This is a genomic window from Seongchinamella sediminis (assembly GCF_003457605.1).
In the GTDB taxonomy this organism is placed as follows: Bacteria; Pseudomonadota; Gammaproteobacteria; order Pseudomonadales; family Halieaceae; genus Halioglobus; species Halioglobus sediminis.
Genome location: NZ_QRAN01000011.1, coordinates 77,277 through 98,801, shown reverse-complemented (window position 1 = coordinate 98,801; position 21,525 = coordinate 77,277). Strand labels below are relative to the sequence as shown.

Annotated in this window: 16 protein-coding genes; 5 read left to right on the top strand and 11 right to left on the bottom strand. The window is 63.5% G+C overall.

What is annotated here, in order from left to right; all coding sequences use genetic code 11:
- The first annotated feature begins 89 nt into the window (after positions 1-89).
- The gene (locus DWB85_RS11570) at positions 90-2,111 is read left to right on the top strand and encodes an NADPH-dependent 2,4-dienoyl-CoA reductase (RefSeq protein ID WP_117954721.1); all 2,022 of its coding nucleotides are present in this window, start codon (positions 90-92) and stop codon (positions 2,109-2,111) included.
- A gap of 94 nt (positions 2,112-2,205) precedes the next feature.
- Positions 2,206-2,757, top strand: coding sequence for a PadR family transcriptional regulator (locus tag DWB85_RS11565; RefSeq protein ID WP_117954718.1), 552 nt, complete (start codon positions 2,206-2,208; stop codon positions 2,755-2,757).
- A gap of 26 nt (positions 2,758-2,783) precedes the next feature.
- On the opposite strand, the gene DWB85_RS11560 is transcribed toward DWB85_RS11565, so the two are convergent.
- The 7 genes from DWB85_RS11560 to DWB85_RS11535 all read right to left on the bottom strand — a co-directional run bounded on the left by DWB85_RS11560 (position 2,784) and on the right by DWB85_RS11535 (position 12,657).
- A complete protein-coding gene (locus tag DWB85_RS11560) occupies positions 2,784-4,094 on the bottom strand; it encodes a serine hydrolase domain-containing protein (RefSeq protein ID WP_162846097.1) in 1,311 nt (436 codons plus the stop codon).
- Positions 4,063-5,460 (bottom strand): hypothetical protein, encoded by a 1,398-nt coding sequence (locus tag DWB85_RS19545; protein WP_162846096.1) that lies wholly within the window; start codon positions 5,458-5,460, stop codon positions 4,063-4,065. Before DWB85_RS19545 ends, DWB85_RS11560 begins: the two co-directional genes overlap by 32 nt.
- Entirely contained in the window at positions 5,457-6,428 is a 972-nt protein-coding gene (locus tag DWB85_RS11555; protein WP_162846095.1) for a hypothetical protein, read from the bottom strand. Before DWB85_RS11555 ends, DWB85_RS19545 begins: the two co-directional genes overlap by 4 nt.
- A gap of 231 nt (positions 6,429-6,659) precedes the next feature.
- A complete protein-coding gene (locus tag DWB85_RS11550; RefSeq protein WP_117954712.1) occupies positions 6,660-7,892 on the bottom strand; it encodes an HD-GYP domain-containing protein in 1,233 nt (410 codons plus the stop codon).
- 112 nt (positions 7,893-8,004) lie between these two features.
- A complete protein-coding gene (locus DWB85_RS11545; protein ID WP_117954710.1) occupies positions 8,005-8,904 on the bottom strand; it encodes a DMT family transporter in 900 nt (299 codons plus the stop codon).
- On the bottom strand, positions 8,901-10,409 hold the full coding sequence (locus DWB85_RS11540) for a M48 family metalloprotease (RefSeq protein WP_162846094.1): 1,509 nt from the start codon (positions 10,407-10,409) through the stop codon (positions 8,901-8,903). The genes DWB85_RS11545 and DWB85_RS11540 overlap by 4 nt, the downstream gene beginning before the upstream one ends.
- A 1-nt stretch (position 10,410) precedes the next feature.
- A complete protein-coding gene (locus DWB85_RS11535) occupies positions 10,411-12,657 on the bottom strand; it encodes a patatin-like phospholipase family protein (protein ID WP_117954704.1) in 2,247 nt (748 codons plus the stop codon).
- 117 nt (positions 12,658-12,774) lie between these two features.
- Here DWB85_RS11535 and DWB85_RS11530 point away from each other — a divergent pair, with 117 nt between their 5' ends.
- Together DWB85_RS11530 and DWB85_RS19540 are read left to right on the top strand one after the other, a co-directional pair.
- A complete protein-coding gene (locus tag DWB85_RS11530; protein ID WP_117954851.1) occupies positions 12,775-14,445 on the top strand; it encodes an ExeA family protein in 1,671 nt (556 codons plus the stop codon).
- Positions 14,435-15,322, top strand: a complete 888-nt coding sequence (locus DWB85_RS19540) for a general secretion pathway protein GspB (protein ID WP_162846093.1) — start codon at positions 14,435-14,437, stop codon at positions 15,320-15,322. The genes DWB85_RS11530 and DWB85_RS19540 overlap by 11 nt, the downstream gene beginning before the upstream one ends.
- Before the next feature lie 4 nt (positions 15,323-15,326).
- Here DWB85_RS19540 and DWB85_RS11515 read toward each other — a convergent pair whose 3' ends face one another.
- Positions 15,327-16,742, bottom strand: coding sequence for an alkaline phosphatase (locus DWB85_RS11515; RefSeq protein WP_117954849.1), 1,416 nt, complete (start codon positions 16,740-16,742; stop codon positions 15,327-15,329).
- Between the two features lie 179 nt (positions 16,743-16,921).
- Here DWB85_RS11515 and DWB85_RS11510 point away from each other — a divergent pair, with 179 nt between their 5' ends.
- Positions 16,922-17,899 (top strand): alpha/beta fold hydrolase, encoded by a 978-nt coding sequence (locus DWB85_RS11510; protein ID WP_117954698.1) that lies wholly within the window; start codon positions 16,922-16,924, stop codon positions 17,897-17,899.
- 2 nt (positions 17,900-17,901) lie between these two features.
- Here DWB85_RS11510 and DWB85_RS11505 read toward each other — a convergent pair whose 3' ends face one another.
- From DWB85_RS11505 to DWB85_RS11495, 3 genes are all read right to left on the bottom strand, one after another.
- The gene (locus tag DWB85_RS11505) at positions 17,902-19,410 is read right to left on the bottom strand and encodes a Ppx/GppA phosphatase family protein (protein WP_117954696.1); all 1,509 of its coding nucleotides are present in this window, start codon (positions 19,408-19,410) and stop codon (positions 17,902-17,904) included.
- A gap of 136 nt (positions 19,411-19,546) precedes the next feature.
- Positions 19,547-20,629, bottom strand: coding sequence for an alanine racemase (alr, locus tag DWB85_RS11500; RefSeq protein ID WP_117954694.1), 1,083 nt, complete (start codon positions 20,627-20,629; stop codon positions 19,547-19,549).
- Entirely contained in the window at positions 20,629-21,486 is an 858-nt protein-coding gene (locus tag DWB85_RS11495; RefSeq protein WP_117954692.1) for an aminotransferase class IV, read from the bottom strand. The genes alr and DWB85_RS11495 overlap by 1 nt, the downstream gene beginning before the upstream one ends.
- Between the last annotated feature and the right edge of the window lie 39 nt (positions 21,487-21,525).

The window sequence follows — 21,525 nt, the reverse complement described above, 5'->3', positions numbered from 1 at the left end:
AAGCTAGCAAGCTATCTTGACAGTGTCAAAATTGAGCGATACATTGCCGGCCCAAACTTGACATTGTCCAGATTCTGCCGGAGCCATTCATGAGCCAGTACCCGAACCTGTTACAGCCGCTTGACCTGGGTTTTACCACCCTCAAAAACCGTGTCCTCATGGGCTCCATGCACACCGGGCTGGAGGAGGCGCCCAATGGCCACCAGCGCATGGCGGCTTTTTTTGCCGAGCGCGCCCGCGGCGGCGTCGGCCTGATCGTGACCGGGGGCTTCGGTCCCAACAAGCGCGCCGCCACCCACGAACACACGAAAATGTTGTGGAGTGAGGCGGACTGCGCCGATCACCGGGTGATCACCGATGCGGTGCACGCAGAGGGCGGCAAGATCTGTATGCAAATCCTCCACACCGGGCGCTATGCTTTCAACGAGAATCCCATTGCGCCCTCGGCCATCCAGGCGCCGATCAATATGTTCAAGCCCAGTGCGGCGACCGGGGAAGAAATCGGGGAGCAGATCGAGGACTTTGTCCGTACCTCGGTACTGGCGCAAAAAGCCGGCTACGACGGGGTCGAAATCATGGGTTCCGAGGGTTACTTCCTCAACCAGTTCCTGGCCCGGCGCACCAATCACCGCGATGATGACTGGGGCGGCAGCTATGAAAACCGGATGCGCCTCCCGGTGGAGGTGGTAAGACGGGTGCGGGAAGCGGTGGGCGAGGCGTTCATTATCATCTACCGGCTGTCAATGCTGGACCTGGTGGAAGGGGGCAGTAGCGCAGCAGAGATCATCCAGCTGGGCAAGGCGGTGGAGAGCGCCGGCGCGAGCATCATCAACACCGGCATCGGCTGGCATGAAGCGCGCATTCCCACCATCGCCACCAAGGTGCCGCGGGCCGCCTTTACCTGGGTTACCGCGCGGTTCCGCAAGGAGCTCTCGGTACCGGTGGTCACCTCCAACCGGATAAATACCCCCGAGGTTGCCGAAGCAGTGTTGCAGCGCGGCGATGCCGACATGGTGTCCATGGCCCGGCCGTTCCTGGCGGATCCGGATTTTGTGCGCAAGGCCCGGGACGGCAGGGCGGACGAGATCAACACCTGCATCGGCTGTAACCAGGCCTGCCTGGACCATGTGTTTACCGGCAGGATGACCAGCTGCCTGGTGAACCCCCGCGCCTGTCACGAAACCGAACTGCTCATCCGGCCTGCCGCCGAGCGCAAGAGGCTCGCTGTAGTGGGCGCAGGGCCCGCGGGGCTGGCCTTTGCGACCACCGCCGCCGGCCGCGGCCACGAAGTCACCCTGTTCGATGCCGCGGATGAAATCGGTGGCCAGTTCAATATCGCCAAGCAGATTCCCGGCAAAGAGGAGTTTTACGAGACCCTGCGCTACTTCGCCCGGCAAATAGAATTGACCGGGGTGAAGCTGCAGCTGGGTCAGCGGGTCTCAGCAGCCGAGCTTGGTGGCGCCGATTTCGACGAGGTTGTGCTGGCGACCGGTATTGTTCCGCGGCGTCCTGACATTGAAGGGGTGGATCACCCCAGCGTGCTGACTTACCTCGATGTGCTGCAGGACAAGCTGCCGGTGGGCGACAGGGTGGCCATTATCGGCGCCGGCGGTATTGGCTTTGATGTCGCCGAGTACCTGACTCACGGAGAGGAATCGCTGTCCACCGACATCCGCCAGTTTATGGATGCCTGGGGCGTGGACATGAACCTGCAGGCCCGCGGTGGTATCGAGGGTGTGGAGCCGCAATTTCCGCCCTCGCCGCGGGAGGTCAGTCTGTTGCAGCGCAAGGCGAGCAAGGTCGGCGGCGGGCTGGGCAAAACCACCGGCTGGATTCACCGCGCCGGCCTGGAAAAGAAGGGAGTGCAGATGATTTCCGACTGCCAGTACCGGCGTATCGACGATGCCGGGCTGCACATCTCGGTCGGGGGGGTGGAAAAGCTGCTGGCGGTGGACAACGTGGTACTGTGCGCGGGGCAGGAGCCACGGCGCGAGCTGGCCGACGCGCTGGGTGGCATGCCCGTGCACCTGATCGGTGGCGCCGATGTGGCCGCCGAGCTGGACGCCAAGCGCGCCATCGACCAGGGTACCCGGCTGGCGGCCGCTATCTGACTATTCCGGGCCATGGCCTGTTTCGCGATGCAATTTTTTGCACAAAGAGTAACACCGTCTATGCTGTTATGACCTTGAAACGGCGGAACAGGCTATGGCACTTGCCCACGCAATCATGACATCACTGCTCGATGCCGACCTCTCCGGCTCCGAGCTGGCGCGGGATTTCGAGAAGTCCATGGGCTTCTTCTGGCAGGCCTCGCACCAGCAGATCTACCAGGAGCTGCGCAAGCTGGCGGGTAAGGGCTGGCTCAATAAACGCGAGGTCAACCAGTCGGGGAAGCCCAACAAGATTGTCTACGGCCTGACCCTCGCGGGCAGAGAGGCCCTCGCCGGGTGGGTGTACGGGCCAACCAGGGTACAGTCCGCCAAGGACGAATTGCTGCTCAAGCTCTATAACCTGGATGAGAACAACGCAGAGCACATCATCGCTGAGGTTAGCGCCCGCCGGGAAGAGGTGATGCAACGCCTGTACCTGTACGAGGCCGTTCGTCGCCGCCACTACCAGGATCCGGCGGCCCTGCCGGTGCGACACAAGGGCGTCTATCTGGCCCTGAAATCGGGTATTCACCAGGGGGAGCAGTTTCTCGCCTGGTGTGATGAGTCCCTGGCCCTGCTGGCCACCGTTCCCGGGGGCAAGAGCTGAGTCGCTTCAGTTCCCCCTGGGGCAGGTCAGTCAGTATGAGCTGGCGCCAAGAAGCCCAGTCCCGGCTCGGACATGTCCCGTACCGGGGGGCAGGACCGGGGGATGGTGTACAGCAGGCGCGGCAACGCAGCCAGGTGGCTGCCGAGCACGGGCTTGCCACTATTGAGAATGGCTACCGATATGTCGCGCTGGGGGTCAGCCCAGGCAAACACGTTGGATAAGCCCAGGTGGCCATAGGCATAATGACTGTCCCTGCCGTAAATCCCCGCGGGGCTGCCACCGAGCATAAATCCGGGGCTGTAGCGCATGGGGATCTTCAGAGAGGCGTCAATGCTGGCTTTGCCCGCCTCCTGGGTGGCCCGATGGACCGTTAGTGGGTGCATGATTGTAGTGTCGCCGTAGCGGCCATAGTCCAACAGCATCTGGAAAAACCGGCTGGTCTCCTCGGCGGTGGCATAGATGTTGCCCGCGGGCAGCACCGCCTGCTTGAACTCGGCGTCATTGATGAGGTCGATCACCGCCATGTACTCCATGCCCAGGGCATTTTTCAGTGTCGTGCCCACCAGTTTTCCCGGAACAAGCCCGGTGAAGCGATTTTGCGCCGCCCGCTCCAGGTCCCTGCTGGTGAGGCCGTAGCGGAAGAAGCGCATGCCCATGGGCTTGCGAATATAGCGCGCGAGATACTGCTGGATGGTCAATCCGGTGGTACGACGAATGAGTTCATCGATAAGAAAGCCACCGGTAATGGCATGGTAGGCGGAGGTGCGGCCCAGGTGATCGATTGGATCGGCAGCGCAGATGCGCGCCACGGCCTCTTCCCGCTCGAACAGCAATCGGGGATCGATGTTTTCGCCCAGCCCCGGAACCCCCGCCCGGTGTGCGAGCAACTGGTAAATAGTGATATAGCCCTTGCCATTGGCGGCGAATTCGGGGATGTAATAGCTCAGCGGGTCCATCAGGTGAATCTTGCCCTGCTCCGCCAGCAGGTGCACCAGCATGGCGCTGATCGCCTTGGAGGCGGAAAACAGGCAGACAGGCGTATCCAGGTCAGCAGTCTCGGCGTCCTCGCTGTTGGCGTCTCCGCGCCGGTAACCGATACTGCGATTGAGTAGCAGCTGGCCGCCACGCCGGACACAGAGGCTGAGCATGGGGTGCATCCCGGTGCGGTAGAGCCTGAGTGCGGCGTCCCAGATGAGCTCAACCGAGCGCTCAGTCAGCCCGCACTGTTCGGCAGGCACCTCGGCGGGATCAATGCGGATAATTTCGTCCAGATCCCTGGGAATCGCGATTCGGTTGAGCGTGTTATCAATCCTGTTTTGGAGTAATCGCAGGGTCACTGTTTTCTCCCGGGGCATTGCCCGCAGCGGCAAGGAATACCGCCAGTGTGAAGAAAGCCGCCGCCGGTAGCAACTGTAGAGCGACCCGGTTAAGGGAGGTAAAGTTAACCGCGCCGTGGGCATTGTCGGTAAAGAGATACAGGATGAGATAGAGGCTGATCGCCGCGAGCACCACGATGGCCAGCGGTATCAGCGTCCGCCCCCTGAACGGCACCAGCACCAGGGCGATGGTGAGCAGGTAAATCGCCAGGTGCCAGTTGTCATGAACCAGGCCGCTGAGGTAAATCGCAAGCCAGCTCTCGGGGCGGTAACCGAACGCCATGGAGGCCAGTGTATGGCCAGCGATGGCAAGCTCCGCCGGCAGCAGGTACAGCGTTAACAACAGGGCCAGCGCCAGCGCCGCCAGTAACGCGAACCCCCTGCGCAGCCCGGCAACTGCCAGCAGGATGCCGGGGGCCAGGCTCAGCAGCCAGTAAAAGCCCTCGTTTTTCACCAGCAGGCCACCGGCGGCGCTCACCAGCGCCAGCGCCAGTTGCCACTGCGCCCGCGACAGCAACCAGTTGCCGAAGGCAGCCACCGCGCCCAGGTAGGCCAGGGCCAGTAACAGGTCAGCGTAACCGGCCAGGGCCACCTGGGTGTTCAGGTAGGGCAGCGATAGCACCATATAGCAGGCGGCCAGGGCGACCGCGGCGTTGGCGCCGGCCTGGCGGGCCTGGGCGTAGAATACCAGCCCGATGCCCAGCCACATCAGCAGCCAGGGCGCGTTGACCAGGCTGTTGTCCCAGTAACCCAGGGCCACCGCCATCCAGGCCTGTAGCAGAGGCGTTGCAATGGGGTAGTCCGGGTGCATGTTGGTGAATACACCGGTACCGGCCGTCGCCAGCCATTGCTCGGGATCGACGTAGGGCACAGTGCTTTTCAGTTCGAAAAAAACTTTTGCCTGCCGGGCCCAGTGCTGCTTGGCGTCCCAGGCTGTCATTGGCCGGGTGAGCAGTTCCAGCCCCAGGGCAATAAGGCGGCTGGCGAGCAGGGCCAGGCACAGGACGACCAGAATGTGTTGCAGCCGCGTCAGGGGCAGCGACTGGCCGCCGTACCCGGAAGGCAGATAGCCTGGCCGCGCCGGGTATGCCAATGCCAGGGCACTGATACACAGGCTGCCGAGTGCCAGGCCGGCAAACGACCAGTCGATGCCGAGCAGGCTGTACAGGCGCATCAGTAGCGTTGTTGCCAGCAGGCCGAGCAGGCAGGCGTAGCCGCTGATCAGCGCCCACCGGGCAGGGGTGGCGGCGGGAATGAACCGCGTCAGCCAGGAGGCCGCGGGCAGCCAGCTGACGGCGAGGGCAAGCGCAACCATAAGCAGGCTCACGGCATGACCTCCAGCAGCAGGCCGCTGTTGTCCTGGTAGCGAATGGCGACTGGCAGCTGTTCGCCCTGGCGGTTCAGCAGCAGGGTTTCCCCGGCGTCCAGGCGCAGCGCGGAGGGAGGCAACAGCAGGATGAAATGACCCGGGGCCAGCCTGTCCAGGTCGGGCAACTCGGGACCGTGGCGATGCCAGTAGACATTGAGCGGGGCCAGGTAATAGGCCGCAAGCATGCCGGCCGTATCGGAACGCGTGGCGACGAATACCACTGCCCGGGGATCAGCGATGCGTTGTTGCGCCTCCCGGGCCAGGCTGCTGATCGCGGCATCTCCCGAGCGCGCGAGTTTTTCCTCATTGCCAGCACCGGCAAATGTCGTTGTGGTCAACTCCACCTGCCGCCACAGTCGCAGCTGCCAGAGACTATCCAGCGCCAGCCAGCCACAGAATACGAGCAGCCCGGCACCGGTCCAGCTGGCATTGCGGCGGGCCAGTAGCAGGTAGGCCAGCATCGCGACCAGCACCAGGGTGGCGAAAACCGGGGCGGGGTAGGGACCGGTACTGAATTCACGGGTGCCGGTATAGACGTTGATGTCGGCGGGTTTCCAGCCCCTGAAGGCCGCCCAGTTTTGCCACAGGTCCCGCAGATAATCCGCGATCCCGGGCTGCTGGATTGTCATTCCGCGAAAATTGATCGCCTGGCCGGGAGGGCCGCGGAACCCCAGTTGCAGCAACCGGGCCTCGCCCTGCCAGTGGCGATGGCCGGACATATCGATCACGGCGCGTGCATTGGCGCCGGGAACGTATTTGAACTGGCGCAGCCGGGTAGTGTCGATGCTGTTGCGCCATATAAGGAAAACCTGCAGCGGCGGCGCGCCATCAAAGTCGATCACTACACGGGGGTTTTCGGCCAACGGTAATTCCCGGTGCGGGAACTCCAGCAGGATTTGCCCGGCGGCGTTCGGCTGCAGCAGCATGCTGCCGTCCTGCTGCGTTGCCGTGCCCATAAGTGGTCGGGCCAGTTCTGGCGGCCATGTGTCAGCGCATACGCCGTGTGCCGTGCTGCCCAGGGCGAGCAGGATAAAGATTCGGCCAAATTGTTGCAGCACGCCTCGTATCCCCAAGCCCCGCCATTCATCATGCAGGAGCGTGAACGCCCCCGGGTCGAACTCAGGGTAACATTCAGGCCACGGGGAGTGTAGCGGGGGCTAGAACCGGTAACGGCCTATATCGATGCCGAAGGCCCCGGGTTCCAGGCTTCGGGCGATGGAGATGGGCTTGTCCTGGTAGCGCCCCTGGGTGTCCTGCAGGTCCACCAGTTTGGGCTTGGGGTAGTGCTGCTTGCTGCGATTGAGCACCAGGATGACCTTGGGTAGCAAGCGGCGGGTGCGGCTTTCCGCCACCACAATGCCCACCTCACCAGTGGTCAGCTCGACAATGGTTCCCGCGGGGTAAATGCCCACCGCCTGGATGAAGGCTTCCACCAGCTCCGCCTGGAACTCCTTGTCGCGGGCCTGGTAGAGCACTTTGATGGCATCGGCAGGCGCCTTGGCGTTGGCGTAGGACCGCTGCGAGGTAATGGCGTCGTAGGTGTCGACGATGGCGGCAATGCGGGCAAAAGCCGGTATTTCGTCGCCGCGCAGGCCCCGGGGATAGCCGCTGCCGTTATAGCGCTCATGGTGGAAAGCCACCATATCCAGCACGTCCTGGTTGATTATCCCGCTCTTTTTCACCAGGTGCAGGCCATGGGCCACGTGGTGGCGCATTTCCCGGGTTTCTTCCTGGGTCAATTCCCGGTCCGCCTGCAGTAATTCCGGATCCACCAGCAGCTTACCCACATCCATCAGCATGCCGCCGATCGCCAGCGAGCGCAGGTCGCGTTTGTGCAGGCCGATCTGTCGGCCCAGCGCCACTGCCCAGATGGCCACGCTCAGGGAGTGCTGGTAACTGTAGGCATCGTGTTGTTTCAGGCGCCCCAGCCAGAGGCAGGCATCGGGATTACGGCTGATACTGCCGATAATGGGGTCGGCCGCGGTTTTCAGGCGCAGTGCGTCCAGCTTGCCGGCATTGGCTACCTGGTCGAATATATCGGTGATGTCGTCGAGCAGGGTGTCCAGGGCGCGGCTGGCCCGGGGATGCTCTTCTTTCCACTCCGCCTGGTCGGAATAGGCCTTCAGCTCGCGGCCGCGGAATATCTCGGGCAGGGGGATGCGCCGCCGTTCACCATTGGCGTGGCGCGCAAGCTTGGCGCTGATGTAGACGCATTTATGCACGTCGACCCAGACGTGTTCGCAAAAATCGCGCACGCGCTGGATGTCGTCATCGGTTTCCAGCAGGAAACCCTGGGTAACAAAGGGGGTGCCCAGCCATTCCCGGTCCAGGCCGCTGATGAACATGCCCTTGGTGAGGTCCGTGGTGGGGACCTTCACTGTCTGCAGCATACTGCAAATCCCCCGTCTTGTTTTTGTCTAAATCAGAAAAATACCGGAAAGCCCAGCCAGGCGCTGTAAAAAAGTCAACTTTTCTGCAGATTTTCACAAACTGCGATGCCGGTCACGGATTGCCTCTGCCAGTGGCTGTATGCCCGCCCGTGCCGACGGGTCCCCGGGCCAGGTAAACCGTGAGCAAGCCGCCAACAATGACCAGCGCACTGCCGGACACCGACCAGACATCTGGCACCTGGCCCCAGATCAGCCAGCCCCAGAAGGCCCCCAGCACCACCGCCAGGTAGTTGATCGGCGCGATAGCGTGCGCCGGGGCGATGGCGTAGGCGCGGGTATAGAGGCGCAGGGTGATGTATATCGCCACGCCTACATAGAGCATGGCTGCCCAGTCCAGCCAGTGCAGCTTGTCGTAGTCAGAGGCGCTGAATGGCGCCACGCATGCCAGTGACAGCAGGAAGTAGTACAGGAGGATGCGTGAGGCAGGCTCGGTGCTTGCCAGCTTGTGGGTCGCGACCATGGAAATGGATAAGCAGAGGGCGGATACAAATCCGCCCGCATGCCACCAGTTGAGTCCCTCCGGACCCGGGCGAAGTATCATCAGGATGCCGGCGAAACCAATGAGCAGAGGACCCCAGGCGCTGGCGGCTATGCGCTCCCGGCTCCACACGTAGGCCACCAGCGGAACTGTCAGTGGAGCGCTCTGCCGCAACAGCACGGCGTCAACCATGGGGATGTGGGCCAGGGCGCCATAGAACAGGTAAAAACCCAGCACGCCGGCAGCCCCGCGAAAGAAATGCAGCCCCATACGGCCGGTTTTCAGGTTGGCCAGCCCGGGCCGCAGGGTGATGGGCAGGCACAGCAGCAGACAGACCAGATACTGCACAGTGACAATGGCCTCAATGCTTACCCGCGCAGAGGCGAAGCGGGTGGCCACAGCGGCGGTGCTGGCAATGACCACCATTAGCAGAGACAGCCACAGCGCCCGCCGGGTTTGGTTGTATGCTGTCATTGCCCGGAGGCGTAGCGCTCGCGGCGGACGTACTTCAGTTCCCGTTGCGCTGTTACCGGCGCCGTCTCCTCCAGCCCGTTGACCGCGGCGGTAAACGCCGGGGACCAGCTGCTGCCCACTCTTCGCGACCAGTCAGTGAGCGATTCGCCTGCGTTTATGCTGGCGATTCGCAGGCGCAGGCCGCCAATCGTGGCTGCCTGGGCGCTCGACAGGGGCGCGATGCCCATCACCGAGGTCTGCAGTGATTGCCGATGGGGCTCCCTGCCCATGGCCATGAAGGTGAAGCTGTGACTGCCGGAGTTCAGGAAGACGTAATACAGGCTCACCAGCCCGGCTTCGCCGTCGTCATCATAGCGCACCAGGTGAGCTGGCCACTGGCCGATCCTGAAGTCTCTGCTTGCCACCGGTTGCAGGCCGGTTCTATCGCGCATGCGGTTAATCAGTGCGGTCGCATAGGTGTCGGGGCTGAATTCACCGGGGTTCAGGCCCAGGGCCAGGTAGGCCTCGCCGTCTGGCTCCATGGCGCCGACAAAGCGCGGGGTGTTCACGGTCTGCCAGCCGGCGGGGAAGCTGACTGCCAGCCCGAGGTCGGCGCTCAGGAAAAGGTTGTCCCGGAATATTCCCTGTTGCGGGTTCTGTGGGCCCCACCAAAGGCCATCGAGATAGCGGTACAAAAGCTTCCTGTCGGCAAGGGCTTGGGCTGGAACCGTGTGCAGCTCCCGGGCCAGCCTGTCGATTTCCGCGACCCGCCTGGGCGTGGTCGGGTGGGTATCGAGGTAGGTGGCCTGGTGGTGCTCCCCGGTGAGCAGGAACAGGCTGTTTTCAATGCCCTCCAGGGCGTCCGCGAGAGCCAGTGGCTCGTAGCCGGCGGCACTCGCCAGACGCATACCGTAAGCGTCGGCCTCGCTTTCCTGGGCCCGTGAGTAGGAGGAGAGATAGAGCTTGCCCGCGTGTTCAATCGGCGCATTGATCATCTGGCCCAGGTCGCTGCTGACCACACCCACGGCGCGTCCGGGCAGGGTCAACAGCCCGGCGCCAAGGCTGCGACCGGCCTGGCGGACGTGGTGCCTGCGGGTCACGTGGCTGATTTCGTGGGCCAGTACCCCAGCCAGTTCAGCTTCATCGTTTATCTGTGCCATCAGGCCCCGGGAGACATAGATGAACCCGCCGGGCGAGGCAAAGGCGTTGGGCTCGGCCTGATCCACCAGGGCGAACTGAAACTGGTAGGGCGTGTCCTCCAGTGCATCCACCAGCCGTTGGCCCACCATGTCCAGGTAGCGCTCCAGTTCCGGGTCCATGTACAGGCCTATCTGGTCAGCCACCTGTTGCGACATCGAGTTTCCCGCCCGGGTTTCCAGCTCCGGGGTGATGACCGACGTCACGCACGCCGACTGCAACAGCAGCGCGCTAACAACAGCGAGCCGGGCGCTGAACCGGCGAGAAAGACCGGTGCCGGCGGCTCTGTCCAGCGTAAGTTCCCTGTGCAACTGTCGAAGCTTGCCCATATCAGCGCCCCATGCGGAACTGGTTATTGAGGAAGGGCCAGCCCAGGGACAGGTAAAGCGCATCCTGTGAGTCCTCGCTGCGACCGTAGGCGAGATACAGTGGCCCTAATGGCGAATCCAGCGCCAGGTAAATGCTGCCGCCAGTCATGAAATCGCCAGCATTGACATCGGGCCGCCGGGACCAGACCTCGCCGCCCTCGATGGATACGCCCAGATAAGCGGGGGCGTCAAAGGGCAGCACCGAGGTGCCTGACAGCCTGCGCTGGTACTGGGCCATGGCAAATGCCATCTGCCGGCCGGACAGCTGGTTCTGTGGCAGTCCCGACAGATTGAACAGGCCGCCGAGCTGAAAGTAGTTCGCGGGTGTATTCGGCGCATCCAGCGACTGGCCCGTGCGCCCGGTGAAGATCAGGGTATTGCGGTGGTTGGCGCCGAAGCTGAACGCGCCCTGGGCAATTGCCTGCCAGCGCTCGAAATTGGCGTCGGCGCCCAGTTCATCGCGCAGCAGCTGGTACTCGGCATACATGAAGCCACCGCGGGTCGGAAAGTAGGGGTTGTCCAGCCGGTCGTAGCGCAGGCTGGCGGCGATGCCGCCCTCGTGAAAACGGTCCTCTGGCAGGTCGCCGCCGATCTCCACATCGCTGCGGTATTCACCGACGTTGCGGAACAGGCCGAGGCGGAGCTGGGAGTTTTTGAACACGTTCCAGCCGGCATCCAGCTGGCTGGCCAGCCGACGCACCCGCCAGATGCCCACCGGGTCCCCGGAGCCGTACTCCGGGCCCAGGGTGGTGGTGTCATGGTCGCGATAGCCGAGGTAGGGAGCGATAAAGTAGCGGCCCCGCACCTCCAGCGGCTGGTAGAACTCCGTTTCCAGGATCATCAAGTCGCCGACCTGGCCGCGGGCATACAGTTCGCCCCCCAGGTCGGTAATGCCCTTCCACAGGTAGCTGGCGCCAATATTGATTTCACTGCTGCCATCCAGGGATGTCACCAGGTTGAGCCCGAACTTGAGATCGTTGTCGCCCCAGGTCTTGGCCGTGGCGTGAATTTCCAGCACGTTGCCGTCGCTCCCGGCGCTCACCACGTCGTAGTCAATAATCTGCCAGTGATCCAGCGCGTAAATATTTTCGATGTCGGCGCGCAGCTGTTGCCGGTCGAGCCGCTGGCCCACCTGCTGGGAAAGCTGCACCCGGATGACATCGCTGCGCAGGTGACTGTCATCAAAAATGTCGATACGGTCGATCACCGGCTCCCCAGGCGTGGCCATGTTGCGGTTCGCCAGATAGCGAGCCCAGGCCTCGCTGCCCAGGGCGAGGGGGCGCAGGGCGTCCTGCATGGCCATGGTCGCATCGTAGCCGCGCTGGTATATCTCGCTGCTTAACTCGAAGTCCAGCATGCCGATGCCGCTCAGGTCGGGGTTGATCAACAGGTCCCTGTCGGTGAGCAGGCCGAGTTGCTCGATGGAATTCTTGCGGGTGAGGAAGTTGATCATCTGGTCGCCCACGTCCAGCAGGTTGTTGATCTCGCTGCGATCGCGCAGCGGGGTGCCGATATCGATCACCACCAGGCGTTCACCGCCGAGGTCCCTGCCCACTTTGACCGGTATGTTCATCGCCAGGCCGCCGTCAACCAGCAGCCTGCCATCGTGCTCTACAGGCGCCAGCAAGCCCGGCAGCGACATGCTGGCGCGCATGGCGGTTACGATGTCGCCACCGCTGAACACATAGGCATCGCCGGTTTCGATGTCGGTAGCCACGGCGCGATAGGGGGTTGGCAGCCTGTCAAAATCGTCTATGTGGTCGGAGTTCAGGGACAGGTCCTTGATCATCTGCCGCACCTGCTGGCCCTGGACAATGCCCAGGGGAATGGAGAGCCCGCCCTCGTTAAGTGCCAGCGACAGCGAGGCGGGATAGTCGTAGTCATCCTCCTTGCGCCGCTGCGGCAGGCTGTCCCGGTCCACCGAGTCCTCGAAGGCCTCGTCCCAGGCCATGGTCTCGACCACCTCCCGCAGTTGCCGGGCGTCCATGCCCTGGGCGTAAAGCCCGCCCACCAGTGCCCCCATGCTGGTGCCGGCAATCGCTTTCACCGGCACCTGAAGCTCCTCCAGGGCGGCGATGGCGCCGACGTGGGCAATGCCCCGGGCGCCGCCGCCAGCCAGTACCAGGACCACCTCCTCGTCAGCCCGGACCGGCATGGATGACAGCAGGGCAATGGCGAGGCAGAGGACAGCAGAACGGGCTGAAAACATGGTGGGGACCGGGTCAGTGCAGAGCGGGCATTATCCCAGTCGCCGCTGCCCGGGTCCACGCTGGTCTGCCTGCCGGCGGCACTGTATTCCCGCGTTTCCTGGTGCATAATGGCGCGCATGTATCATCACTATTTTGGCCTCAACGAAGCGCCCTTCTCGATTGCCGTAAACCCGCGTTACCTGTTCATGAGCGCACGGCACCGGGATGCGCTTGCGCACCTGCTCTATGGCGTTGGGGCAGGGGGTGGTTTTATTTTGCTTACTGGCGAGGTCGGCACCGGCAAGACCACCATCAATCGCTGCCTGCTCGAGCAACTGCCCCATGACACCGACATTGCGATTATCCTCAACCCGGCGCTCAACGCGGTTGAGCTGCTGGCCACGGCCTGCGATGAGCTGGGAATCGGGTACGATGATGACAGGCAGACACTCAAGTCCCTGACCGATGCCCTGCACAGTTTCCTGTTGGACAATCACACCCGCGGCCGCAAAACCGTGCTGATGATCGATGAGGCCCAGCACCTGGATTTCGAGGTGCTGGAGCAGATTCGCCTGTTGACCAACCTCGAGACCAACAGCGAAAAACTGCTGCAGATTATCCTCATTGGCCAGCCGGAGCTCGCCCAGTTGCTGGCCCGGCCGGAGCTGCGCCAGCTCAACCAGCGCATCACCGCCCGTTACAATCTCGGGCCGCTCAACCGGGCGGAGACCGGGGCGTATATCAACCATCGCCTGCAGGTGGCGGGCATGGCCGCGGACCGGGTGATCTTCCCGCCGTCAGTGGTGCGGGGGATTTACCAGCGCACCCGCGGTATACCGCGGTTGATCAATGTTCTCTGCGACCGGATCATGCTGGGGGCATACGGCCGTAACAAGCACCGGGCTGACCGGGCGACCCTGCGCCTCGCTGCCCGGGAAGTGCTGGGCGAGGAGGGCGTAAAGCAGGTATCGTGGTGGCCCTGGGCGCTGGCCGCCCTGGTCGTAATGGGAGCCCTGGCTGCCTGGTGGGGAATGCAGTCAAACCCACCTGGGCGCGATGCTGACGCTATCGCCGGTGATGTACCGGCGATTGTGGCGCCAGCCGCCACCGAAATCGAAGCGGAGACTCCAGCCCCGGAGACTGCTGCCGCGGCAATGATCGCAGATGCTGGTTCAGCGGTGCCGGACTCCGCCCTCGCCAGCTGGTTGCTGGCGCCGGGAGATGCAACGGCCCTGTACTGGTCCCTGTTCAGCGACCGGCCGTTGCCGGACCGGTGGTGCCAGGAGCCGAATGGTGAACTCGCCTGCGTCGAAGACGAGGCCATGACCTGGGATGAGCTTGTCACGCTGTCGCGTCCCCTGCTGCTCGACATGGTAAGCCCCGAACGCTTCGCCGCCGGCGTGGTGTTGCTGGGGATCGAGGGTCGCCAGGCCTGGGTGGGCGGCGAAAGTGCGGTGGAGCTGGTTGCATTGGCGGACCTGGGCCCCCTGTGGACCGGCCGCTACCGCTTTTTGTGGCGGCCGCCGGTCGGCTTTGATCGCCCCCTGTCCGCGGGTGACAGCGGTCCCGCCGTGGCAGCGGTGGCGCAGCTGTTTGCGCAACTGGATGGCCAGGCGCAGGCGCTCGCCGGACAGCGCTTCAATGATTCCCTGAAACAGCGGGTAATGATTTTCCAGCGCGATATGGGTCTGGAGGCCGACGGCGTCGTGGGTGTGCAAACGCTGCTCAAGCTGAACCGCGAACTTGGCATTGATATTTCCGCCGCCGCTGCCAGGGCCGTCCTGCAGGCCAGGGCGGGTGCCAATTGATGAGGGCCTGCCGGTGTCGTTGATTCTGGATGCGCTGAACCGCTCCCGCAGGGAACAGGACGAGGTGCCGACCCTGGTCACCCGCCATGATTATGCCGACAGGCAACATCCGGCCAGAATGATCGTGCTGGCGACAGCCCTGGTGCTCGCCACTGCGGTGATTGCCTGGCTGCTGTGGGAACGGGGCAGCCTGAGCGATCCGGCAGCCGTGGCGAAAATCAGGGCCTCAGACGCTGCTGTACAGGACATGGCCGCGGCCGGCCCTGCGCCCCCGGCCGGACAGTTCAGCGGCGCTCCCGGCAAGGAACAGGCCCCGCCACAGCCCACCCCGCGGCCAGAACCGGCCGCACCTGAGCCAGCCACACCTGAGCCAGCCACACCTGAGCCAGCGCAGCCGGCGCCGCCAGCGGCTGCGGCGCCGGTGGCCCGAAGCAACAGCCGGGAGGACGTATCCTCGCTCTATCGCCAGCGACCGGCGCCGACAGTGCCGGTGGAGACCGGTCCCGCGTCATCGACAGAGGCGCCAGTGACCGCCGCCGAAGCGGCGATCGAGGAAACGGGGGTGGATATTGAAGAACTGGTGCGCGCGGCCGAGGACGAACTGCAGAACGCGAGGCTAGCGGAACATCCGGCGCCGTTTATTGTCGGGCTGTCGCAACAGACCAAGGACGCTATACCCAGCCTGTTCTATGAGCGGCACGACTATTCCGGCCGTCCGGGAGAGTCGGTGGTGGTGCTGAACGGCAAGGCCCTGAAAGTCGGGGGCAGCCCCGCTTCCGGCGTCCGGGTGGAAGAGATCCTGCCCGACTCGGTGGTGCTGGATTACCGCGGCACCCAGTTTCGTCTGCGCGCCCTGAACAGCTGGGTCAACCTGTAGCCATCTACAGCCCCAGGTAGGCTCTCATGATATGGAATATTTCCGGCTGGGTGACATAGCTCGGCACCTTCCCTCTGCCCGCTGCATTGGCATAAAGCGGCACTGCCGCGCCGGTGTGTTCTTCCATCATGAAAGTGGTGGTGGCGTAGTTGATATCCATCACGCTGCCCTCGGGAGTGGTGATGCGGGCCAGGTATCCCGGGGTATATATCGGGATGGGGTAACTGGCATAAAGGCTGACGTGGGGAATGAGCTGGGCAGCCTGGGAGTGGTCAGCGGTCACCAGGATCAGGGTGTTGGGGTGCTTGCGGGCAAAGTTGAGTGCGCTCTCCAGCGCCTCGTCGAGCTGCTCCACTTCGCCGATCGAGCCGCAGGGTTTGCGCTCGTGGGACTGCTTGTCAATGGATGCCGATTCCACCATGAGAAAGAAGCCGCGCGGGTTGTCAGCCGACAGCCGCGCCAGGGCGATATCGGTCATCTGGCGCAGCGTCGGTATGCCGACATTGCCCGGATTTGGCTCGCAGCTCATGGCAGCGGGAAGGGCCACGTCCCCCAGGTAGCCGTGCACCCGGTTGAGCAGACTGGGATCGGGCTGCTCCGCCTCCCGGCCATTCTCTCCCTGCAGGCGCACCGGCAGCGTGCCCTGAGCGAACAGCCCCAGCAAGCGCCCTTCGGGACGGGCGGTCGCCAGTTGTTCAGGTGTGGTTACCAGCTGGAAGCCACTGGCGGCGGCCTGTTGCAATACGGTTTGCTGCTGGCCCGCGGCCGTCACCGCGAAATGCTTGCGGCCGCCGCCGAGAATGACATGCAGTTTGGAATCCGCCAGTTGCTCGGCGACCGATCCGGGGCCGCCCCGCTGGCGGGCGTCCTGCGGGCAGCCACCGAGGTGGATGCCGTTGTACTCGATACGATCGACCAGCGTCGGGTTTTCGCACAAACGGTAGCTGAGGTGCGCGGCGAATGCGGCCGGGGTGGCATCGGTGACGCTGGCCGTGGTGACGACGCCGGCGCGGTAACCGGCGCGCAGCGCCAGCTCGGCAATGGTCGGGATGTCCTCGTCGCTGCCGGCGGTGGTCGCCAGCCTGCCCCGGCTGGTGACGACCCCGGTGGCCAGGCTGGTAGCGGTATTGGCGGAGTCCGCCACGTACACCGGCTTGCCCTCGACCCTGTCCTCGATGGTCAGCACCTGGGCGACACTGCGCAGCGGCAGTTTGTCCAGGGTCAGCCTGCCGGCGGCGCCCCGCAGGTAATTGCGGGCAATGGTGAGCTGCTGCTCGTCCATGCCGTCGCCAATAATAAGGATCACGTTACGGGACGGGTCCGCGGACTGGTTGCCAGACAGACTCCCCGGCACCTGGGACTGGGCATGGCTGGAACTGAGCAGGCAGGCGACAAACAGTGCCCGGTATAGTGGTTTCATGGTGTGGCCCCGAAACAGGATGCGAGTTTTCAGTGATACCACGTTGGCCCGGCGGATGCACGCGGCGCGAGCGGCAGGCGGATCTTCGCTCGCTTATCATCGCGGCCATCCTGTGGCAGGATGGGGTGGCGCCCCGGCGGCGGAAGCCAACATCGGCCAGTAAACACAAGCACAGCGGGATGAACTGGACACACCATACAGCGACCATCAACGGCATCCGCATGCACTATGTGGAAGAGGGCGAGGGTATGCCGGTGGTGCTGTGTCACGGGTTTCCCCATATCTGGTTCAGCTGGCATCGCCAGATTAGCGCCCTGGCGAGGGCCGGCTACCGGGTGATTGCCCCCGATATGCGCGGCATGGGGCAGACTGAAGCACCCGCCGAACCTGAGGCCTATGATATAGACCATATCAGCGGCGACTTGCTGGGCCTTGTCGACCACCTCGAGATTGAACAGGCGGTCTTCGCCGGGCTGGACTTCGGCGCCTTCGCCATTTACGACCTGGCCCTGAGGCACCCGGAGCGGGTGCGGGCAGTCATCGGCCTGGAGAACCCGGCGGCACCCCACAACCCGGAGGAGTCGCCGCTCACTGAATACCGGCGTATCGGCGAGCAGCATTTCCTGCATATTGAATACTTTCGGGAGCCACCGCGGGCCGACCGGGAACTGGCCGCTGAGCCACGACGCTTCCTGCACAAGGTGTTTCACACCCTCAGTGGTGCCGGCAATTACTTCGACTGTTTCCAGCACCCGCCGGGTACTTCCTATATCGACGCCATGGCGGAACCACCGGCTTTGCCCTGGCCCTGGCTGTCCGAGCTGGAGCTGGAATTTTTTGTCAGCGAATACAGTCGCAGCGGCTTTACCGGTGGCCTGAACTGGTATCGCGCAATGGATCTGAAGTGGGCCCAGCGCAAACCCTATGAGGGTGTGCAAAGTGATGTGCCGGCTTATTTCCTGGGCAGCGAACACGATGTCGATCTGGAGGGATTTCACGGCGATGACCCTATCAGCCAGATGCGGGCAATTTTCCCGGACCTGCGTCAGCTGCGGATGATTCCCGGCGCGGGCCATATGGTGCAGCTGGAAGCTTCGGACGCGGTAAACCGGATACTGCTGGATTATCTCGCGGAAATCGCGGCCGGGGCTCACTGAACTCAGGACACGGAGAGTTCGATGCCGATGCGGCGCAGATACGCCTGCTGGTTGAGGAGTTCGCTGTGGGTCAAAGGGTGCGCTTCCAGCCAGGTGTCCGGAAAACCCAAAGACAGTGAGTCTTCATCTGCCTGGACCGCAAATTCGGGCAGCTGTTCCAGCGTTTCCACGTACTTGAAGCAGACCGCCAGGCGGATGATGGTAAGCAGGTAGCACAGGCGTCTGCTGGTGCCCCGGGGGAGACCGTCGAGCAGGTCGGTGTTGATTTTGCCGCGCTGGCCCTGGGTGAGAATGGCCAGCTGTTCCTGTTCTTCCTGGGAAAACCCGGGCAGGTCGGCGTTACGTAAAAGGTAGGCGGTGTGCCGGTTAAAGTGCTTGTGGGAGATGGCCATGCCGATCTCGTGGGTGCGTGCGGCCCAGTGCAGCAGCTCCCAGTCCTCGTTCTCCAGCCGCCAGCTGCCGCGGGTTGCTGAAAACAGCGTGGCGCAGCGTCGCTCCACGATGGCGGCAGTGGGCTCGTCGGCCGAGTAGCGTTGCACCAGCGCATTGACGGTGCGTTCGCGCACGTCCTCGTGGCTCAGCCTGCCCATCAGATCGTAGATAACCCCCTCCCGCAGCGCTCCCTTGGAGGCGCGTAGCTGCGCGATACCCAGCGTGTCGAACAGGGCAGTGGTTATTGCCACGCCGGCAACAATTACGTTGCGCCGGCTTTCGCTCAGGCCATTGAGTTTTATCTCGTCGAAGTGGCAGAACTTGAGCAGCTTTTTCTCCAGCCTGGACAGCGCTTTGCGGCTGATGCCGCTTTCGCTCCAGCCGTTTTCGATGACAATGGCTTCAATGGCGTTGAGGGTGCCGGAGGAGCCGACGCACTCGGCCCAGTGATCGCAACTGTAGCGAGAGCGGATCCGGGAGGTCTCCAGTCGCGCCCGGTTGTAGGCTCGCTGGTAATTGGCGGTGTTGATTATGCCGTCGGCAAAATAGTCGCCGCTAAATGAAACGCAGCCCATTTGCAGGCTTTCCAGTCGTTGCGGCTCAAAGCGCTGGCCGATAATAAACTCGGTGCTGCCTCCGCCTATGTCGATCACCAGTCGCGAGTGGGCATCGTCGGCCAGGGTGTGCGCCACACCCAGGTACACCAGCCGGGCTTCCTCCCGTCCGTAGATTACGTCGACCCGGGTGCCGAGGATGTCCCGGGCGGGCAGGGTGAAATCGAGCCGGTTCTCTGCCTGGCGCAGGGCGTGGGTGCCCACCACGCGTATCTTTTGCGGCTCGACACTGCCCAGCAGCTGGGCGAATCGCGACAGGCAGTCCAGGCCCCGGTCGATGGCCTCTCGCGACAGGCGGTCGTCAACGAGACCGGCGCCCAGCTGGACTTTTTCCGCCAGTACCTCCACCGGCCGCATCTCGCCGTGTTCGGTTTTGGCGATGATCAGGTGGAAGGAGTTGCTCCCCAGGTCGATGGCGGCGAGCAGGCTGCCATCCGGAAGGTGATCTCTTTGGTCGGCGTCCAAGGTGTTTCGGGTCCTTGTTCGAGGGTGCAGCCAGTATGGTAAATGATTACCGCCCGGCCTGCATTTGAGCCGCCGTCCGTGCGGTCGGTGCCTGGTCGATACAGTTTTGCCCCCGCTGCGGTGCCGCCAGGCCCGCTCAGGGGATGACGACCCTGGGAGTGCGCGCCGGCATACGGGTGGTCAACTCGTAACCGATGGTGCCGGCATGGGCGCCGATCTCCCCCACCGGCAGTCCTTCACCCCAGAGCACCACCTCGTCGCCCAGCCTGACCTCGGGCAGGTCGGTAACGTCTACGGTAATCATGTCCATGGAAACCCGCCCGGCCAGCGGCGCGCGCTGGCCCCGGACCAGCACCGGAGTGCCGTTGGCCGCCTGCCTGGGATAGCCGTCGCCATAACCGATACTCACGGTGGCAATCCTGGACGGGCGCTGCGCGGTCCAGCTGGCGCCGTAGCCCACTGATTCCCCGGCGTCGACCTCGCGCAGGGATATCACCGAACTGCACAGTGTCATGACCGGTCGCAGTGGCGCCGCGTTCGGGTGGGGTGCGGGAAAGGGGCTGTCGCCATAGAGCATGTAGCCCGGGCGTATCCAGTCGTAATGCGAGGCCGGCCAGCCCAGCACGGCGGGGGAATTGGCGGCGCTGCGCAACACGCCCAGTCCGGCGGTGGCCTGCTCGAAAAGGGCCAGTTGCTCATTGGTCTGCTTGCTGTCGAGGTCGTCAGCGCTGGCGAAGTGGGTGCAGGCGACAATCTCCGCCTGGCAGTTGCCGCAGGCGCTGAGCCGCTGATGGAAATCGGCGGTCTCCGCTGCGGGCACGCCCAGGCGGTGCATCCCGGTGTCGACCTTCAGCCAGCAGCGCAGCGGCGCCGGCAGGCGTGCCTGTTCCAGCCACTGCAACTGCTGCCCATTATCGATGGTAATCCAGAAATTTTCTCGCGCTGCGATGTCCAGTTCGCTGGCTTCGAACACGCCCTCAAGCAGCAATACCGGCGCCACCAGACCCGCGGCCCGCAGTTCCATGGCCTCGTCGATGGTGGCGACGGCCAGCGCATCCGCCTGCGGCGCCAGTGCCTGTGCCACGGTGACCGCCCCATGACCGTAACCGTTGGCTTTGACCACTGCCATCACCTTCGCGGCGGGGGCCAGTCTCCTGGCATGGGCCAGGTTGTGACGCAGTGCCTGCAGGTTAAGCCTGGCCTGGTTAGCGCGCGCCATCAGAAATCGAACTTGTGCTCAGTGTAGAGACCTTGCGCAGCCAGCCAGACATCACCGATTTCGCCATTGCCCACCGGCCTTCCGTCAATTTCGATGACTGGTGCGATCTCCTTGGAGGAAGAGGTAATCCAGACCTCGTCCGCGTCCTCCAGTTCTGCCAGTTTTACCACCCGTTCGTGCACCGGTATGCTGCCGTCCCGGCGCAGGATTTCCAGCAACATCAGGCGGGTGATGCCGGGTAGTTTCTGGTGGTCCAGCAGTGGTGTGGCGACGATGCCGTTCTTGATCACGAACACATTACAGGCTGCCGCCTCGGTGATTTCTCCCTGCTGGTTGTAGAGAATGGTTTCCGAATGTCCGCGGGAGTGGCCGTGCTGGTAGTGCATGACATTGCCCAGCAGGGCGGTGGATTTGATATTGCAGCGCCGCCAGCGCAGGTCTTCAGCGGTGGATACGGTATAGGGGGAAGCCGCGCTTTTTTCCGGCCGGGGGGCTGGCGGGATATCAAAGGCGAACGCGTAGAGCGTCGGCGCAATGTTGTCCGGGTAGGCGTGATGACGCTTGCTGTCTGCCCCGCGGCTGACATGGAAATAAATGCCCAGGTTGCCGCCACCGTTGCGCTCGATCAGTTGTCCGGCGATGTTGCGCCAGGCGCTATGGTCTACCTTGAGCTTGATCTCAATGGCGTCCAGCCCCTCCTGCATGCGCTCCAGGTGGGGGGTTAACCCCACCAGCCTGCCATCGTACGAGGGCACCACTTCATATATCCCGTCGCCGAACAGGAAGCCCCGGTCCATGGGCGAGATTCGCGCCTCTTCCATCGGCATGTAATCGCCGTTCAAGTACACAATGCTCATCTTGTTTACCTTTTCAGTGGCCCAGTCCGGCGGGCGGTC

Coding starts and splice junctions, on each gene's coding strand:
- DWB85_RS11565 (WP_117954718.1), top strand. CDS start 2,206: ATGGCACTTGCCCACGCAATCATGACATCACTGCTCGATGCCGACCTC.
- DWB85_RS11535 (WP_117954704.1), bottom strand. CDS start 12,657: ATGTTTTCAGCCCGTTCTGCTGTCCTCTGCCTCGCCATTGCCCTGCTG.
- DWB85_RS11540 (WP_162846094.1), bottom strand. CDS start 10,409: ATGGGCAAGCTTCGACAGTTGCACAGGGAACTTACGCTGGACAGAGCC.
- DWB85_RS11550 (WP_117954712.1), bottom strand. CDS start 7,892: ATGCTGCAGACAGTGAAGGTCCCCACCACGGACCTCACCAAGGGCATG.
- alr (WP_117954694.1), bottom strand. CDS start 20,629: ATGGCGCGCGCTAACCAGGCCAGGCTTAACCTGCAGGCACTGCGTCAC.
- DWB85_RS11570 (WP_117954721.1), top strand. CDS start 90: ATGAGCCAGTACCCGAACCTGTTACAGCCGCTTGACCTGGGTTTTACC.
- DWB85_RS11510 (WP_117954698.1), top strand. CDS start 16,922: ATGAACTGGACACACCATACAGCGACCATCAACGGCATCCGCATGCAC.
- DWB85_RS11530 (WP_117954851.1), top strand. CDS start 12,775: ATGTATCATCACTATTTTGGCCTCAACGAAGCGCCCTTCTCGATTGCC.
- DWB85_RS11515 (WP_117954849.1), bottom strand. CDS start 16,742: ATGAAACCACTATACCGGGCACTGTTTGTCGCCTGCCTGCTCAGTTCC.
- DWB85_RS11545 (WP_117954710.1), bottom strand. CDS start 8,904: ATGACAGCATACAACCAAACCCGGCGGGCGCTGTGGCTGTCTCTGCTA.
- DWB85_RS11555 (WP_162846095.1), bottom strand. CDS start 6,428: ATGCTGCTGCAGCCGAACGCCGCCGGGCAAATCCTGCTGGAGTTCCCG.
- DWB85_RS11495 (WP_117954692.1), bottom strand. CDS start 21,486: ATGAGCATTGTGTACTTGAACGGCGATTACATGCCGATGGAAGAGGCG.